16 protein-coding genes and 1 pseudogene are annotated in these 16,222 nt (G+C 70.1%); 8 read left to right on the top strand and 9 right to left on the bottom strand.

Features of this window, described 5'->3' with window-relative positions:
• Nucleotides 1-64: 64 nt before the first annotated feature.
• Nucleotides 65-670 (bottom strand): DUF3043 domain-containing protein, encoded by a 606-nt coding sequence (locus tag LJB74_RS17345; RefSeq protein ID WP_259309706.1) that lies wholly within the window; start codon nucleotides 668-670, stop codon nucleotides 65-67.
• Between the two features lie 41 nt (nucleotides 671-711).
• Between LJB74_RS17345 and LJB74_RS17350 the strand changes: the two genes are divergently transcribed.
• Nucleotides 712-2,133, top strand: coding sequence for a dipeptidase (locus tag LJB74_RS17350; RefSeq protein WP_259309707.1), 1,422 nt, complete (start codon nucleotides 712-714; stop codon nucleotides 2,131-2,133).
• An 88-nt stretch (nucleotides 2,134-2,221) separates the two neighbouring features.
• Here LJB74_RS17350 and nadA read toward each other — a convergent pair whose 3' ends face one another.
• Nucleotides 2,222-3,424, bottom strand: coding sequence for a quinolinate synthase NadA (nadA, locus tag LJB74_RS17355; protein WP_259309708.1), 1,203 nt, complete (start codon nucleotides 3,422-3,424; stop codon nucleotides 2,222-2,224).
• Between the two features lie 74 nt (nucleotides 3,425-3,498).
• Here nadA and LJB74_RS17360 point away from each other — a divergent pair.
• From LJB74_RS17360 to erpA, 3 genes and pseudogenes are all read left to right on the top strand, one after another.
• Nucleotides 3,499-3,900, top strand: a pseudogene (locus tag LJB74_RS17360) (glycerate kinase); the annotation flags it as partial.
• Nucleotides 3,901-3,982: 82 nt separating this feature from the next.
• Nucleotides 3,983-4,672, top strand: coding sequence for a glycerate kinase (locus LJB74_RS17365; RefSeq protein WP_259309709.1), 690 nt, complete (start codon nucleotides 3,983-3,985; stop codon nucleotides 4,670-4,672).
• 164 nt (nucleotides 4,673-4,836) lie between these two features.
• Nucleotides 4,837-5,187 (top strand): iron-sulfur cluster insertion protein ErpA, encoded by a 351-nt coding sequence (gene erpA, locus LJB74_RS17370; protein WP_259309710.1) that lies wholly within the window; start codon nucleotides 4,837-4,839, stop codon nucleotides 5,185-5,187.
• Nucleotides 5,188-5,235: 48 nt separating this feature from the next.
• Here the strand turns inward: erpA and LJB74_RS20680 are convergent, their stop codons facing one another.
• Together LJB74_RS20680 and LJB74_RS17380 are read right to left on the bottom strand one after the other, a co-directional pair.
• Entirely contained in the window at nucleotides 5,236-5,613 is a 378-nt protein-coding gene (locus tag LJB74_RS20680; RefSeq protein ID WP_310650865.1) for a sulfurtransferase TusA family protein, read from the bottom strand.
• Nucleotides 5,610-6,776 carry a cysteine desulfurase family protein gene (locus LJB74_RS17380; RefSeq protein ID WP_259309711.1) on the bottom strand — a complete coding sequence of 389 codons (1,167 nt, stop codon included), beginning with the start codon at nucleotides 6,774-6,776 and terminating at the stop codon, nucleotides 5,610-5,612. Before LJB74_RS17380 ends, LJB74_RS20680 begins: the two co-directional genes overlap by 4 nt.
• Before the next feature lie 261 nt (nucleotides 6,777-7,037).
• Between LJB74_RS17380 and coxB the strand changes: the two genes are divergently transcribed.
• From coxB to LJB74_RS17400, 4 genes are all read left to right on the top strand, one after another.
• Nucleotides 7,038-7,907 (top strand): cytochrome c oxidase subunit II, encoded by an 870-nt coding sequence (gene coxB / locus LJB74_RS17385; RefSeq protein ID WP_259309712.1) that lies wholly within the window; start codon nucleotides 7,038-7,040, stop codon nucleotides 7,905-7,907.
• Nucleotides 7,907-9,643 (top strand): cytochrome c oxidase subunit I, encoded by a 1,737-nt coding sequence (gene ctaD / locus LJB74_RS17390; protein ID WP_259309713.1) that lies wholly within the window; start codon nucleotides 7,907-7,909, stop codon nucleotides 9,641-9,643. Before coxB ends, ctaD begins: the two co-directional genes overlap by 1 nt.
• Nucleotides 9,644-9,645: 2 nt before the next feature.
• Nucleotides 9,646-10,044 carry a cytochrome c oxidase subunit 4 gene (locus LJB74_RS17395; RefSeq protein WP_259309714.1) on the top strand — a complete coding sequence of 133 codons (399 nt, stop codon included), beginning with the start codon at nucleotides 9,646-9,648 and terminating at the stop codon, nucleotides 10,042-10,044.
• A 98-nt stretch (nucleotides 10,045-10,142) separates the two neighbouring features.
• A complete protein-coding gene (locus LJB74_RS17400) occupies nucleotides 10,143-10,940 on the top strand; it encodes a GNAT family N-acetyltransferase (protein WP_259309715.1) in 798 nt (265 codons plus the stop codon).
• Between the two features lie 70 nt (nucleotides 10,941-11,010).
• Here the strand turns inward: LJB74_RS17400 and LJB74_RS17405 are convergent, their stop codons facing one another.
• From LJB74_RS17405 to LJB74_RS17425, 5 genes are all read right to left on the bottom strand, one after another.
• Nucleotides 11,011-11,637 carry a superoxide dismutase gene (locus LJB74_RS17405; RefSeq protein ID WP_259309716.1) on the bottom strand — a complete coding sequence of 209 codons (627 nt, stop codon included), beginning with the start codon at nucleotides 11,635-11,637 and terminating at the stop codon, nucleotides 11,011-11,013.
• Nucleotides 11,638-11,759: 122 nt separating this feature from the next.
• Entirely contained in the window at nucleotides 11,760-13,475 is a 1,716-nt protein-coding gene (locus tag LJB74_RS17410) for a cytochrome bc complex cytochrome b subunit (RefSeq protein ID WP_259309717.1), read from the bottom strand.
• The gene (locus tag LJB74_RS17415; protein WP_259309718.1) at nucleotides 13,472-14,512 is read right to left on the bottom strand and encodes a ubiquinol-cytochrome c reductase iron-sulfur subunit; all 1,041 of its coding nucleotides are present in this window, start codon (nucleotides 14,510-14,512) and stop codon (nucleotides 13,472-13,474) included. Before LJB74_RS17415 ends, LJB74_RS17410 begins: the two co-directional genes overlap by 4 nt.
• On the bottom strand, nucleotides 14,509-15,288 hold the full coding sequence (locus LJB74_RS17420; protein ID WP_259309719.1) for a c-type cytochrome: 780 nt from the start codon (nucleotides 15,286-15,288) through the stop codon (nucleotides 14,509-14,511). The genes LJB74_RS17415 and LJB74_RS17420 overlap by 4 nt, the downstream gene beginning before the upstream one ends.
• A gap of 73 nt (nucleotides 15,289-15,361) precedes the next feature.
• Nucleotides 15,362-15,988: a heme-copper oxidase subunit III gene (locus LJB74_RS17425; protein WP_259310401.1), complete on the bottom strand. Its 627-nt coding sequence runs from the start codon at nucleotides 15,986-15,988 to the stop codon at nucleotides 15,362-15,364.
• Between the last annotated feature and the right edge of the window lie 234 nt (nucleotides 15,989-16,222).

The raw sequence follows: 16,222 nt of genomic DNA on the forward strand, positions 1-16,222 counted from the left end.
GTCGGCCCCGGGACGGCCCGGGTGGCCCGTCGGCCTGCGCGTCGGTGCCGCGCGGGACCGCCTGTCAGGACGGGTGCTCGCCGCGCTTGACCTGCGGTCGCGGCATGCGCGTGCGCCGGATCTGCGACGTGCGGCTCACCGTGTAGAGCACGAGCCCCTGCATCGACGTCGAGGGACCGAACTTCGCGATCAGGAGCTTGCGGAGCCGGCGCCAGAGCAGGACCTCGTCGACGACGGTGGCGATCACGAAGAGGTAGAAGGCGATCAGGATGCCCAGGTAGGCGTACGAGGACACCTGCTGGGCGACGATCTGCAGGATGAGGAAGCCGAGCACACCCGGCAGCATGTACTCGAGCATGGTGCGCCTGGCGTCGACGTAGTCGCGGACGAACCGGCGCACCGGTCCGCGGTCCCGTGCAGGCAGGTGGGCCTCGTCACCCGTGACCATGGCCTGGTACTCCAGGTCGCGGCGCGTCTTCGCGGCGGCGCGCTCCGCGGCGCGCACGGCCTTGCTGTTCCCCGTGCGGCCGGCCGGGACGAGCGGGCGCTTGTTGGCGGCCTCGGCCTCCTTACGGCGCGGCGTGGGGTGCCCCTTCCCCGAGGTCGTCGTCGACGTGACGTCCGACGGGGTGACGGTAGGGCTGGCATCGGTCTTGCGGCGAGAGAACACACCCCGAGGGTAGTCGAGCCGACGGAGTAGCGTGATCGCCCATGACCGACGCGCCCCAGTCCACGCCCGTGCCGACGTCTCCCGACGGGTCGCCTGCGCCCGGTCCCCGGAACACCGCGCACTGGCGTCAGCGGGTCTCGGAGGAGTTCGGGTCGATCAGGCGGGACCTCGAGGCGCTCGTCCGCATCCCCAGCATCTCCAACCCGGCGTTCGACCAGGCGGACGTCCGGGCGACGGCGGAGGCGGTCGCCGCGCTCCTGACCGACGCGGGGCTTCCGGAGGTCGAGATCCTCACGGCGACGGGACCCGACGGCCGACCGGGTGCGCCTGCCGTCGTCGCGCGCAGGCCTGCGGCGCCCGGTCGACCGACGGTCGTGCTCTACGCGCACCACGACGTCCAGCCCACCGGGGACCCGGCCGCGTGGGACACACCCCCGTTCGAGCCGACCGAGCGTGACGGCCGTCTCTACGGCCGCGGCGCCGCGGACGACAAGGCCGGCATCGTCGCGCACGTCGGCGCCCTGCGCGTGCTGGGCGACGCGCTCGGGATCGGGGTGACGGTGTTCGTCGAGGGCGAGGAGGAGATCGGCTCGCCGACGTTCACGTCGTTCCTCCACACGTACCAGGACAAGCTGGCGGCGGACGTGTTCGTGGTTGCGGACTCCGCGAACTGGCGGGTGGGCGTCCCGGCACTGACCACGTCGCTCCGGGGGCTGGTCGATGCCGAGGTCGAGGTCGCCGTGCTCTCCCACGCGGTGCACTCCGGCTTCTTCGGGGGCCCGGTGCTGGACGCCCTGACCGTGCTCGCGCGACTGATCGCGACGCTGCACGACGAGGCCGGCGACGTCGCGGTCGAGGGCCTCGTCGTCGGCCCGGACCCCACCGTCGACTACGACGAGGCCGACCTGCGTGCCGATGCAGCCGTCCTCGACGGTGTCCACCTGTCCGGCTCGGGACCGTTGACGGCACGGCTGTGGACCCGGCCGGCCCTGAGCGTGATCGGGATCGACGCGACGAGCGTCGCCGAGGCCTCGAACACCCTGGCGCCACGCGCGACCGCGAAGCTGTCCCTCAGGATCGCGCCGGGGCAGGACCCCGCCCTGGCGATGGCGGCGCTCCGTCGGCACCTCGAGTCCCACGCACCGTTCGGGGCCCGGGTGACCGTTCGCGACGGCGAGGCGGGCAAGCCGTACCAGGCGCCGGCGGACTCGGTGGCGATGCGCGCCGCGCGCGCGGCGTTCGCCGAGGCGTGGGGAGTCCCGCCGGTCGACATCGGCGTCGGCGGCTCGATCCCCTTCATCGCCGATCTCGTCGATCTCTTCCCGCAGGCCGCGGTGCTCGTCACCGGGGTGGAGGACCCGGACTCACGCGCGCACGGCGCCAACGAGTCGGTGCACCTCGGCGAGCTCGAGAAGGTCGTGCTCGCGGAGGTTCTGCTGCTGGTGCAGCTCGCGGAGGGCTGAACCGGCAGGCGTCGCGGGCGCGCTGGTCGGCGCTGTCGCGGCCTGCCGGTCGGCGCAGTCGCAGGGTCCGCAGAGGCCGGCGCGCCCGTCAGTACCCGGGCAGCGCGAGCATCTGGTCGAGAGCGACCCGCGCCCAGTGCGCGTCGTCCTCGTCGACCACCACCCGGTTGACGACCCGGCCGGCGACGAGCGACTCCATCGCCCAGACCAGGTGCGGCAGGTCGATGCGGTTCATGGTCGAGCAGAAGCACACCGTCGAGTCGAGGTAGTGCACCGTCTTGTCCGGGTGGGCGTTCGCCAGCCGGCGCACGAGGTTGAGCTCGGTGCCGATCGCCCAGGTCGACCCCGGCTCGGCGGCCTCGAGCGCCTTGATGATGTACTCGGTCGAGCCGACCATGTCAGCCGCGGTGACGACCTCGTGCGTGCACTCGGGATGCACGAGCACGGTCACCCCCGGCGCGGCCGCACGGATGTCGGAGACGTTCGTCGCAGAGAACCGCCCGTGCACCGAGCAGTGCCCGCGCCACAGGATCATCCGCGCGTCGCGCAGCTGCTGCGCCGTGAGCCCGCCCTGCGGCTTGCGCGGGTCGTACACGACGCAGTCGTCGACGGAGAGGCCCAGCTCGCGGACGGCGGTGTTGCGCCCCAGGTGCTGGTCCGGCATGAACAGGACCTTGCCGTTCCCGTCCGCCCCGCCGACCTGGTCGAAGGCCCACCGCAGCGCGACGTGGGCGTTCGACGACGTGCAGACGGTCCCGCCGTGCCGGCCGGTGAAGGCCTTGATCGCCGCGGTGGAGTTCATGTACGTGACCGGGACGGTGGTCGCGGCCACACCGACCTCGGTGAGCACGTCCCAGGCGTCCTCGACCTGGTGGATCGCGGCCATGTCGGCCATCGAGCAGCCTGCCGCGAGGTCGGGGAGGATCACCTGCTGGGTGTCCGAGGTGAGGATGTCGGCAGACTCGGCCATGAAGTGGACGCCGCAGAACAGGATGAACTCGGCCTCGGGGCGTGCTGCCGCCTCGCGCGCGAGCTTGAACGAGTCGCCGGTCACGTCGGCGAAGTCGATGACCTCGTCGCGCTGGTAGTGGTGGCCGAGCACGAACGCCCGGTCGCCCAGGGCGGCACGTGCCACGCGGGCACGTTCGACAAGGTCCGGGTCGCTCGGCGCCGGCAGGTCGCCGACGCACTCGACACCCCGCTCGGAGGCGAGGTCGACCCCGCGCCCGAGGAGCAGCAGCGCCGCCGACGGCGCGGGCTCGGTGAACGTCGTGCCTGGGTTGCTCGTCACCCGCCGATCATCCCATAACGCGTCCGGCCTCCCTCGGGGCGTCGGCTCCCGCAGGGCTGTGCCAGGATCGCGGCATGCGCATCCTGGTCGCCCCGGACTCCTTCGGCGGAACTCTCAGCGCCGGTCAGGCGGCCACGGCGATCGCCGACGGGTGGCGCCGGACGGCACCCGACGACCGGGTCGAGCTGTGCCCGCTGTCCGATGGCGGTCCGGGGTTCCTCGACACGCTCCAGACCGGTCTCGGCGGCACGCTGCTGTCGGTGACGGTCCCGTCCCCGCTCGGCGAGCCGGTCCCCGCCGCGGTGCTGGTCGTGGAGGCCGACGGTGTCCGTACCGCCTACATCGAGTCGGCGCAGGCCATCGGGCTCCCGCTCGTCCCGCTCGATCGCCGGGACCCGACCGTCACGACGACAGCCGGCGTCGGTCGGCTGGTCGAGGCGGCGCTCGACGCCGGTGCGGGGCGCATCGTCGTCGGTCTCGGGGGATCGGCGACGAACGACGCCGGCGCCGGCATGCTCGGGGTGCTGGGCGTCGGGCCCGGCGAGGCCCTCGGGGGCGGTGGTCTCCGCCTCGGGGGGGATTCGACCGGCCGACGTCGCGGGACTCGTCGATGTGCGGGAGCGGTTGTCCGGCGTCGAGCTCGTCGGCGCCTACGACGTGGACGTCCCGCTGCTCGGGTTGCACGGGGCGAGCGGTGGCTTCGCTGCCCAGAAGGGTGCGACACCGGAGCAGGCGCAAGAGCTCGAGCGGTCCCTCGGCCACTTCGCTCAGCTGGTCGGGCAGGCGCTCGGGACGGACGTCGGGCGTCCGGACCTGCTCGTCGGTGCGCCTCGCACCCCGCGGTTGTCGACGGCGCCGGGGACCGGTGCGGCAGGTGGGCTCGGGTTCGGTCTCGCGCTGCTCGGTGCTCGGCTGGTTCCCGGGTCGGCCGTCGTCGCGAGCGCGGTGGGACTGGCGGAGCGGATCGCGGGCGTCGACCTCGTCGTGACGGGGGAAGGCACGTTCGACTGGCAGTCCTTGCACGGCAAGGTCGTCCAGGCGGTGGCGGCCCGGGCACTCGAGGCCGCCGTGCCGACGGTCGTGCTCGCGGGGCAGGTCGCGCTCGGGCGCCGCGAGTGGAGCGCGGCCGGGATCGCCGGTGCGTATGCGGTCGCGACGTCGGACGACGAGATCGCGGCATCGCTGGCCGATCCGAGCGGCACGCTCGCCGATCGGGCGGCCCGGCTGGCACGGACGTGGTCGCGCTGAGGGACGTCGTCCGCCGGGTCGGGACCTCGGGTGCTTCAGGCCCGGCCGGTGCCGTCGTACCCTGAGGGGAACACCCGCGCCGTGCGCGATGTTGGTGGGACAGAAGGACCAGACAGACGACAGGCGTGCCCAGGGCACCTCGCGCGAGCAATGCGGAGACGACGATGAGCGAAACCACCGAGACCGCCACCCACGGCGTCGTGCTGAGCGACGTGGCCGCGGGCAAGGTCCGCAGCCTCCTCGAGCAGGAGGGCCGCGACGACCTCCGGCTCCGGGTGGCCGTCCAGCCGGGCGGGTGTTCCGGCCTGATCTACCAGCTGTACTTCGACGAGCGTGTGCTCGACGGCGACGCGATCCGTGACTACGACGGCGTCGAGGTGATCGTCGACCGGATGAGCGTCCCGTACCTCGACGGGGCGACGATCGACTTCGCGGACACGATCGAGAAGCAGGGCTTCACGATCGACAACCCGAACGCGGGCAGCGCGTGCGCCTGCGGGGGCTCGTTCTCCTGACCGGACGGTGACGTTCCGCTGACGGGCCCGCTGCGTGCAGCGGGCCCGTCAGTCGTCTCCGGCCAGCCGGACGGTGAGGCGGATCTCGCCGGCCGGTGACGCGGCCGGGGCGTCGTCGTCGACGACGGTGTGACCGCGCATGCGCGCCCACGCCGGAACGTCGTGGCGCGCCGCAGGGTCGGTGGCGATCACGGTGACGAGCGACCCGCCGGGCAGTGCCGCTGCCGCGCGGGCGATCATGATGACGGGCATCGGGCAGCGCACGCCGCGCGCGTCGACGATCGTCGGCGCACCTCTGGGGGTGACCGCGCCTGCCGGGCTGGCGGGGTCTGCCGGGCTGCGGGTGTCTGCCGAGGCGCCGGTGTCTGCCGGTGTGCCGGCGCCCGGCCGGTCGTCGTGCGGCTCGCCGCTCGTGCGTGGCGTCACAGCCCGTCCACCCCGAGCGCCGCGCGGACCGTTGCCACCGCCGTCGGGAGCACGTCGAGGAAGCGTGCGACGTCGGCGGCATCGGTGCGTCGTGGCACGGCTATCCGGACGTTTCCGTGGGTGAGCACGCCCATCGCTGCGAGGACGTGACTCGGCTCCAACGAGCTCGACGTGCACGCCGATCCTGAGGCCACCGCGAAGCCGGCCCGGTCGAGCTCGTTCACCAGTGCCTCACCGTCGACGTACAGGCACGAGAACGTGACGACATGGGGGAGTCGGGCCTCGTCGTCGCCGACGACCTCCACGTCGCGCACCCGGAGCGGGACCTCGGTGCGGATCTGCGAGACGAGGGCGCGGCGGTGGGCGTCCTCGGTGGCGGCATCGGACAGCGCGAGGTCGAGCGCGACTGCTGCGGCGAGCGCTGCCGGGACGCTGACCCCGCCGGGGAACCACAGGTCGTCGTCCTCGGGCCAGTCCGGCGCCCACCGGACGTTCGCGCGCACGGCGAGCACGCCGAGGGCGATGGGGGCTCCCCAGTCGCCCGCATCGCCGGCCAGGAGGTCCCACTCATGGGGCGTCGCCACCTGCCCGATGCTCGATCCTGCGTCGACGAGCAGCGGGACGCCGGCTTCGCGTGCCGCGGCGTGGACCTCCGGCACCGGCTGGAGGGTCCCGACCTCGCCGTTGGCGTGCTGGAGCGCAGCGAGCGCCACCCCGTCCTCGCGCACGCGCGCGGCGAACTGCTCCGGTGCGACCCGCCCGGTGCGATCGACCGGGACCAGGACCGTCGTGCCGTTCGCGGCGTGATCGGTCGTGACGAACTGCGCGGCGTGGAGGACCGCGGCGCGTTCGACCGCGCTCGCGACGACGTTCCGTCCGACCCGGCGACGACCGCGGGTGACCCCGCGGACAGCGGCGTGCAGCGCAGCCACGTGCGAGCCGGCCAGACGGAGCTCGCTCGGGTGGGCGCCGAGGTTCGCCGCGAGGGACTCGCGGGCGCCATCGAGCAGCATCCGGGCGCGGCGGCCCTCGGTGTGCAGGCGTCGCGGATCGGCCCAGCCCTGGTCGATGGCCTCGAGCAGCGCGGCGCGGGCCTGCGGATGGACCGGGCCGTGGCCGCCCACGTCCAGGACGACGCGCGGGCGCGACGTGGCGTCCGTCACACCGACCTCCGAGGGTGCTCAGGGCCCGGGCCGGGCACGGCAGGCGCGGCACTGGTCACGACCGCACCGTAGCGCGGCGCGCGCGGTGGCGACGACGCGGGGGCATGGACGCGTTGTGCTGACAATGTGTCGCCATGGTGGCGATGCGGGGCTCACATCGCGCGTGGATGACGCTAGGCTGCACTCGTCGAGGACGAAAGTCCCATACGACGTCGGTCCAGACGGGCCGGCGATCGCGGGACGTGACGTGAAAGGTCCCCCTTGCGCGCGCAACCACCAAGCAAGCACCGCCGGACCCGAGCCGGTATCGCGGCACTGGCCGCCGGTGCTGTCCTGCTCCTTGCCGGATGCTCCCAGGAGGCCCAGCGCGGGTTCCTCCCGGGAGTGCCCAAGGGCGAGACCCCCGTCACGAACCAGACCCTGCGCATCACGAACCTCTGGACGGGCTCGTGGATCGCCGCACTCGTGGTCGGTGTCATCACGTGGGGCCTGATCCTCTGGTGCGTCGCGGTGTACCGGAAGCGCAAGAACGACACGACGCTGCCGGTGCAGCTCCGGTACCACGTCCCGCTCGAGATCATGTACGTGATCCTCCCGATCCTCATGGTCGGGGTCCTGTACTTCTACACGAACCGCGACACCATCGCGATCCTGGACACGAGCGCGAAGCCGGACCTCACGGTGCAGGTCGTCGCCAAGCGGTGGAGCTGGGACTTCAACTACCTCGACCAGAAGGTGTACGAGACCGGGCAGCACGTGCAGCAGATCTCGGCGACGGGCTCTCTCGCGGACGCCACGACGCTCTACCTCCCGGTCGGCGAGCGGGTCGAGTTCCACCTGAACTCACGTGACGTCATCCACTCGTTCTGGGTGCCGGCGTTCCTCTTCAAGATGGACGCGATCCCCGGACGGACCAACGCCTTCCAGATCGTCCCCGAGCGCGAGGGGACCTACGTCGGCAAGTGCGCCGAGTTCTGCGGCATCGAGCACTCGGCGATGCTGTTCAACGTCAAGGTCGTCTCGAAGGCGGAGTTCGACGCCCACATCGCCGAGCTCAAGGCGAAGGGTCAGACAGGCGCACTCGGCCTCGAGTACGACCAGCTCCAGCACGTGCAGAAGGGTGCGAGCTGATGGCCGCGCAGATCGAGACCATCCCGGGGCTCGCCCCTCGTCGGCAGACCCTCGGGCGGACCGTCATCAAGTGGGTGACGTCGACCGACCACAAGACGATCGGGTACATGTACCTGATCACGTCGTTCATCTTCTTCGCGATCGGCGGGATCCTCGCGCTGCTGATCCGCGCCGAGCTGTTCGAGCCCGGGCTGCAGATCGTCCAGTCGAAGGAGCAGTACGACCAGCTCTTCACCATGCACGGCACGATCATGCTGCTGCTGTTCGCGACCCCGTTGTTCGCGGGCTTCGCGAACGTGATCATGCCGCTGCAGATCGGTGCACCGGACGTCGCGTTCCCAAGGCTGAACATGTTCGCCTACTGGCTCTACCTCTTCGGTGGGCTCATCGTCATGGCCGGCTTCCTCACCCCGCAGGGTGCGGCGTCGTTCGGGTGGTTCGCCTACGCGCCGCTCTCGAACACGACGTTCTCGCCCGGGGTCGGTGGTGACCTGTGGGTGTTCGGCCTCGCGCTGACCGGCTTCGGGACGATCCTCGGCGCCGTGAACTTCATCACGACGATCGTCACGATGCGCGCGCCGGGCATGACGATGTTCCGGATGCCGATCTTCACCTGGAACACGTTGGTGACGAGCCTGCTGATCCTCATGGCGTTCCCGCCGCTCGCGGCCGCACTGTTCGCGCTCGGCGCCGACCGGCGGCTCGGCGCCCAGGTGTTCAACCCGGAGAACGGCGGGGCTCTCCTGTGGCAGCACCTGTTCTGGTTCTTCGGGCATCCGGAGGTCTACATCATCGCGCTGCCGTTCTTCGGCATCGTGACCGAGATCCTGCCGGTCTTCAGCCGCAAGCCGGTGTTCGGCTACAAGGGCCTCATCTACGCGACCATCTCGATCGCGGCGCTGTCCGTCACCGTGTGGGCGCACCACATGTACGTGACCGGCGCGGTGCTGCTGCCCTTCTTCTCGTTCATGACCATGCTGATCGCGGTGCCGACCGGGGTGAAGTTCTTCAACTGGATCGGCACGATGTGGCGCGGCAAGCTCACGTTCGACACGCCGATGCTGTGGACGATCGGGTTCCTCGTGACGTTCCTCTTCGGTGGGCTCACCGGCGTGATCCTCTCCAGCCCGGCGCTCGACTTCCAGATCTCCGACACGTACTTCGTCGTGGCGCACTTCCACTACGTCGTGTTCGGGACGGTCGTGTTCGCGATGTTCGCGGGCTTCTACTTCTGGTGGCCGAAGTTCACCGGGCGGATGCTCGACGAGCGCCTCGGGAAGATCCACTTCTGGCTGCTCTTCGTCGGGTTCCACACGACGTTCCTGGTGCAGCACTGGCTGGGCGTGATGGGGATGCCGCGACGCTACGCGGACTACTCGCCCCAGGACGGCTTCACGACGCTGAACCAGATCTCGACGGTCGGGGCGTTCCTGCTCGCCGCGTCGACGCTGCCGTTCCTGTGGAACGTGTACACGACGTGGCGCAACGCACCGCTCGTGCAGGTCGACGACCCGTGGGGCTTCGGTGGTTCGCTCGAGTGGGCGACGAGCTGCCCGCCCCCGCGGCACAACTTCACGTCGCTTCCGCGGATCCGGTCGGAGCGACCGGCGTTCGACCTGCACCACCCCGAGGTCGCTGCGCTCGACCACGCACTGCCCGATGCGGAGCTGCTGGCTCTCGCCGGTAAGCGTGGCGGCGGGTCGGGGTCTGCCGGTGACGACGGGACGGGGAACTGACGATGAAGGTCGAATCGCGACTCTTCCTGTGGCTCGGGATCTTCTTCTTCCCGGTCGCCGGTGTCTACGCGTTCTTCAGCCACGTGGAGCCGGTCGGGTCGGCGGCGATCCTGCTGGTCGGCCTCCTCTGCGTGATGATCGGCGGCTACTTCACGCTGCTCGCGGGCCGGATCGACGCGCGCCCCGAGGACGACGAGCTCGGCGAGATCGACCAGGGGGCCGGCGACCAGGGTGTCTTCAGCCCCTGGAGCTGGTGGCCGCTGATCATCGCCGCCGCGGCGGCGCTCGTGTTCGCGGGTCTCGCCGTCGGGTGGTGGCTCTCGGCGATCGGCGGCGGGGTCGCCGTGATCGGTCTCACCGGGTGGGTCTTCGAGTTCTCCCGCGGGCAGCACGCGCACTGACAGCGGGCACGCACGCGGGGGGGGCCCGGCTGTGTGCTCGCCGGCCCGGCTCGAGGACGTGTGAGGACCGTCTGACGTCCTCTGCTACGGTCGCTCGCGTGCGCGTGTCCTCCCTGGGGTTCCAGACCGATCTGATGGTGCAGCGCCTCGAGGGGAGCCAGGTCGAGGACCACGGTGACCACCTGGTGGTCCGCTCTCCGCAGGAGCCCGGGTACTGGTGGGGCAATGCCGTCGTGCTGAGCGACGAACCGGCGGCGCGGATCGGCCGGGACTGGGAGAGCGTGTTCCGTCAGCACCATCCAGAGGCGCAGCACCGGGCGTTCGGCGTCGACGGCGTGGCAGGGGACAGCCTCGGCTGCGAGGAGCTCGTACGGCAGGGATGCGAGCTCGAGCTCAGCGACGTCATGACGGCGACATCGGTCCGCGAGCCTCCCCGTCCTCATCCAAGCGCCGTCTGCCGGCCGCTGGACCTCACGGACCCGCGGGACGTCGACGCGGCCCTCGCCGTCCGACTCGTGAACGGCCCGAGACCGCTGCCGGCCGGCTATGAAGAGTTCCTGGTCCGGCGGATGGACACGATGCGTGCGCTGCAGCTCGCGGGCCACGGTCGCTGGTTCGGTGCATTCCTCGGGGGAGAGATGCGGTCGGGTCTCGGGCTCGTGACGGACGGATCGGGCGTCGCGCGGTACCGGTCGGTCGACACGCGACCGGACTCCCGGGGCCAGGGGCTCGCGGGTACCCTCGTCCATCACGCGGCTGCCTACGGCTTCGACGTGCTCCACGCCCGGATGCTCGTGATCGTGGCCGACCCGGAGGACGTGGCGATCTCGGTGTACCGATCGGTCGGGTTCGCCACGGTGGAGAAGCAGGTCAGGCTCCAGCGCGCGCCGTCATGACGGCAGGCCCGGCCCCGACGGCCCTCGACGGGCTGCGGGACCGGGCCTGCCGGTCTGAAGCGGGTAGGACTCAGGCGGGGACGATGAGCCCCGCGGTCTGGGTGCGCGCACGCGTGAACCGCGCAGCGGCGTCCGCCCAGTTCACGATGTTCCACCACGCCTTGACGTAGTCCGCGCGGACGTTCTTGTAGTCCAGGTAGTACGCGTGCTCCCAGAGGTCGAGCACGACGATCGGCACGAGGCCGAGCGCGATGTTGCCCTGCTGGTCGTACAGCTGGACGATCACGAGCTTCTGGCCGATCGAGTCCCACGCGAGGATGGACCAGCCGGAGCCCTGGACGCCGGCGGCGACAGCGGCGAAGTGCTTCTGGAAGGCGTCGAACGACCCGAAGAACTCGTCGATCGCTGCCGCGAGCTCACCGGTCGGCTTGTCGCCGCCGTCGGGGGAGAGGTTCTCCCAGAAGATCGAGTGGTTGACGTGCCCACCGAGGTTGAACGCCAGGTTCTTCTCGAAGAGGTTCACGGCGTCGAAGCTGCCGGTCTCGCGGGCCTCCGCGAGCTTGGCGAGTGCGGCGTTGGCGCCCGTCACATAGGCCTGGTGGTGCTTGTCGTGGTGCAGCTCCATGATCGCGCCCGAGATGTGCGGCTCGAGGGCCGCGTAGTCGTAGGGCAGATCCGGAAGGGTGTAGTCAGCCATGGGCGATTGCCTCTCCTGCTTCGGGCCGCGGCGTGCCACGGCATCGTCGTCATTCAGGAAGTGCGGTGGTGCCGCGACCACGAGAGGTCGCCGACCACCACTCGTTCAACTCTGCCCGAGGGTCAGAGATTCCGCTCGTCGGGCCTGACCTGCGAGATCGGTGCGATCAGGTGCTGGCCGCCACCGACGGGCTTCGACTCGACCTGGGGCACGTCCGGGCTCGTCGCGAGCTGGTCGTGCGCTCCGTGCGACTGCGCCGCTGCGAGCTCGGCCGGGGTCACCGGCTCCACGCGGTCCTCGTAGAAGAACCGCGACACACGCTGACGGAACCTGTCCCGGCGGTAGCCCTTGCGGAGGACACCGCGGGAGTCCTCCGCCGGCGCGATCTCGAGCGGACGATGCGCGTCGTAGTTCACGCGGAGCCAGCGCTCGTGCTCGTCGAGCGGCTTGTGCACCTCGATGTACTCGCCGCTCGCGAACCGGACGATCGTCCCGGTCTCGTGACCGTGGAGGACCAGCTCGCGGTCCTTGCGCTGGAGTGCGAGGCACGTGCGCTTGGTGATCCAGAACGCGATCACGGGTCCGACGAACAGCATGACGCGGAACACGTTCGTGATGTCGTTGATCGACAGGTCGAACTGCGTCGCGATGATGTCGTTCGACCCGGCCAGCATGAGGATCAGGAAGGCCGTGAGCAGGGCGACCCCGGAGGAGGTCCGCACGGGCACGTTGCGCGGGCGGTCGAGCACGTGGTGCTCGCGCTTGTCACCGGTGGCGTACGCCTCGATGAACGGGTAGGCCGCCAGTGCAGTGAACAGGATGCCGGGCACGATCATCGCGGGGATGAGGATGTTGAAGGGGATCGTGAACCCGGCGATGACCACCTCGAGCTGCCCAGGGGTCAGTCGGAGCGCCCCTTCGAGGAACAGCATGTACCAGTCGGGCTGGGCACCTGCTGAGATCGGCGAGGGGTCGTACGGTCCGTAGTTCCAGACCGGGTTGATCGTGAACAGCGCCGCGAGCAGGGCGATCACACCGAAGACGATGAAGAAGAACCCACCGGCCTTCGCGACGTAGATCGGGAACAGAGGGAAGCCCACGACGTTCTTGTCGGTGCGACCGGACCCGGGGTACTGCGTGTGCTTGTGCAGCACCACGAAGAACAGGTGAAGACCGACCAGCGCGAGGATGAGCCCGGGGACGAGCAGCACGTGGACGGTGAACAACCGCGGGATGAGCTGGGTGCCCGGGAACTCACCGCCGAAGATGAAGTACGACATGTAGCTGCCGATGATCGGGATCGCCCGGACCACGCCGTCGGTGATGCGGAGCCCGTTGCCCGAGAGGACGTCGTCCGGGAGCGAGTAGCCGGAGAAGCCCGCGGCCAGGCCCAGGATCATCAGGACGAAGCCGATCACCCAGTTGACCTCGCGCGGCTTGCGGAAGGCGCCGGTGAAGAACACCCGCATCATGTGGGTGACGATCGCGGCCATGAAGAGCAGCGCCGCCCAGTGGTGGATCTGGCGCATCAGCAGGCCGCCGCGCACCTCGAACGACAGGTCGAGGGTGGACTTGAAGGCCTCGGACATCTTGACGCCCTGCATCGAGGCCCATGCACCGTGGTACACGGTCTCGTTCATGCTCGGGACGAAGAACATCGTCAGGAAGACGCCCGAGATCAGCAGCACGACGAACGAGTAGAGCGCGATCTCGCCGAGCAGGAAGGACCAGTGGTCGGGGAAGATCTTCCTCGCGAAGGTCTTGATCGCGCTGCCGAGGCCGGTCCGCTGGTCCAGGTAGTCGACGGGGCCGGGGAACGCCCGGTCGGTGGTCGTCACTTGAGGCGCTCCCAGAAGCTCGGGCCGACGGGTTCGTGGAAGTCGCTCTGCGCGACCAGGTATCCCTCGCTGTCGACCGTGATGGGCAGCTGCGGGAGGGGGCGCTTGGCCGGACCGAAGACCACCTTGGCACCGTCGGCGACGTCGAAGGTCGACTGGTGGCACGGGCAGAGCAGGTGGTGCGTCTGCTGCTCGTAGAGGGCCACCGGGCACCCGACGTGGGTGCAGATCTTCGAGTAGGCGATGATCCCGTCGTAGGACCAGCCCTCGCGGTCCGGTGCGATCTTGAGGTCGCGCGGGTCGAGGCGGACCAGCAGGACGACGGCCTTGGCCTTCTCCTCGAGCGGGTGCGCGGTCTTGTCGAGGCCGTCCGGGATGATGTGGAAGACGGACCCGATCGTCACGTCCGACGCCTTGACCGGCCGCCCGGTGGGGTCGAGCGTGAGCCGGGTGCCCTTCTTCCACATCGTGTGCTTGAACTTCGACACGTCCCAGTTGCCGCCGACGTTGCCGATCAGCGGGACGGCGATCGAGAGCGGGAAGAGCGCCAGGGCGGAGATCATCGCCCCCTTGAGGACGCCGCGACGCCCGATGGCCGAGTCGGCGACGCCTTCCTTGATGACCTCGACGGCCTGGACGCGCACCGGTTCCGGGCTGCGCAGCTCGTGGCGCTCCTCGGACTTCTCGTGGTCGTTCATGAGCGACTTCGCCCAGTGGACCGCCGCGAGCCCGATGCCCATGAGGGCGCAGAACAGCCCGAGGCCCAGGAGAAGGTTGGAGTTGCGGATCGACGACGGCGTACCGGCGGGCGTGACCGTGAAGTACGCGACGAGGAACCCGATCGTCCCGATGATCGAGATCAGGAACAGCACCACGACCTGGAGCTCGGCGCGCTTGTTCGCCTTCGGGTCCTGATCGCTCTGCCGCAGCCGGTGCTCCGGGTGCCCGGGGTCGCTGAAGTGCTCCGGGAACCCACCGGACCCGGTGACGGCGACGTCGGTGCCGCTCTCGGGGGCGTTCGAGTCGTGGGTGCTCACGAGGACTTCGCTCCGATCCAGACGGCGCAGCCGATCAGGGTGCCGATACCGAGGACCCAGGCCCAGAGACCTTCACTCACCGGGCCGAAGGCGCCGAGGTCGTTGACGCTCGTCGCGTTGCTGCGCTGGGCGACGAGGTACGCGATGACGTCGCGCTTCTCCTGCGGGGTGATGTTGTTGTTGTTGAACACCGGCATCGACTGCGGGCCCGTGAGCATCGCCTCGTAGATCACCGTCGGTGTCGCGTTGGCGAGCGGCGGGGCGAACTTGCCCTGCGAGAGGGCGCCGCCGGCACCGACCGCGTTGTGGCACATCGCGCAGTTCGTCCGGAACAGGGCCATGCCGTTGGCCTGGTTGCCCTTCGTGGGGTCGACCTGCTCGGCGGTGGGCACCGCAGGGCCCGCGCCGAGGGACGCCACGTAGGCGGCGAGCTGGGCGGTCTGCTCGGCGTCGAACGTCGGGGGCTTGGCGATCACCTGCGGGCCGGAGGCCGCCATCGGCATGCGACCCGTGCTCACCTGGAAGTCGACCGCTGCAGCGCCCACCCCGACCAACGAGGGACCGCTGGCGGTGCCGCCGGCGGCGGGACCGTGGCAGGTCGAGCAGTTGGCCTGGAACAGCTTCCCACCGGCGGAGATGTCGTTGGCGGTGGGCTCGGCGGCGTGGGCCGTGCTCGGTGCCAGTGCGGCATACAGGCCGCCGGTGGTCAGCAGCGCCAGCAGGGTGACCACCACCGGAGCGTTGCGATGGTGTCTGCGGGCCGCGAGTGCCTTCACGAAATTGTCCTCGTCTCGCATGGTGGAACGGGTGGAGGGGCGGCGTCGGTCACCGGCTCGTGACCGACGCGGGTCACTTCAGCAGGTAGATGACGATGAAGAGGGCGATCCAGACGACATCGACGAAGTGCCAGTAGTACGACACGACGATCGCGGTGGTCGCCTCGTGGTGACCGAACCGCTTCGCGGTGAACGATCGGCCGAGCAGGAACAGGAACGCGATCAGGCCGCCGATCACGTGCAGCCCGTGGAACCCGGTGGTCAGGAAGAACACCGATCCGTACGGGCTCGAGGAGATCGTGAGGCTGTCGTGGGCGAGCGAGGCGTACTCGAACACCTGCCCACCGATGAAGATCGCGCCCATGACGTACGTGAGGGTCATCCACTCGTTCATCCCCCACGTACGGACGGCCAGGATCGACCCGGTCCGCGCGGGCTGGAACCGCTCGGCGGCCCAGACGCCCATCTGGCACGTGACGGACGACAGCACCAGCACGGTGGTGTTGATCGCGGCGTAGGTCACGTTGAGCTTGCCGGTCTGAGCGGCCCACTCGGCGGGCACGGTAGAGCGGAGCGTGAAGTACATCGCGAAGAGTCCCGCGAAGAACATCAGCTCGCTGGCGAGCCACACGATCGTCCCGACCGAGACAGGGTTCGGTCGGTTGACGCTCACGTGAGGGGCGGTGTGGGGGGCAGCCATGGCGGTCGACACGTCGCCATTATGGCCGACAACTCGTCGAGATGGGACGTTAGGCCCATGTTTTGAGGTGGGCATATGTCACATCGTCATCTCCCGACGCTCACCACGCCTCCACACGGGGCCGCAACGTCTCCACACGAGACGGCCACGACGTCGGGCCCGGGCGTGTCGCGTGCGCGTGCTGGACGGCGTGCGACGGGTCCGGCGCGGCGCGGACGAGATCCGTCGGTGGTC

The organism is Cellulomonas sp. P24 (assembly GCF_024704385.1).
Classification (GTDB): Bacteria; Actinomycetota; Actinomycetes; order Actinomycetales; family Cellulomonadaceae; genus JAJDFX01.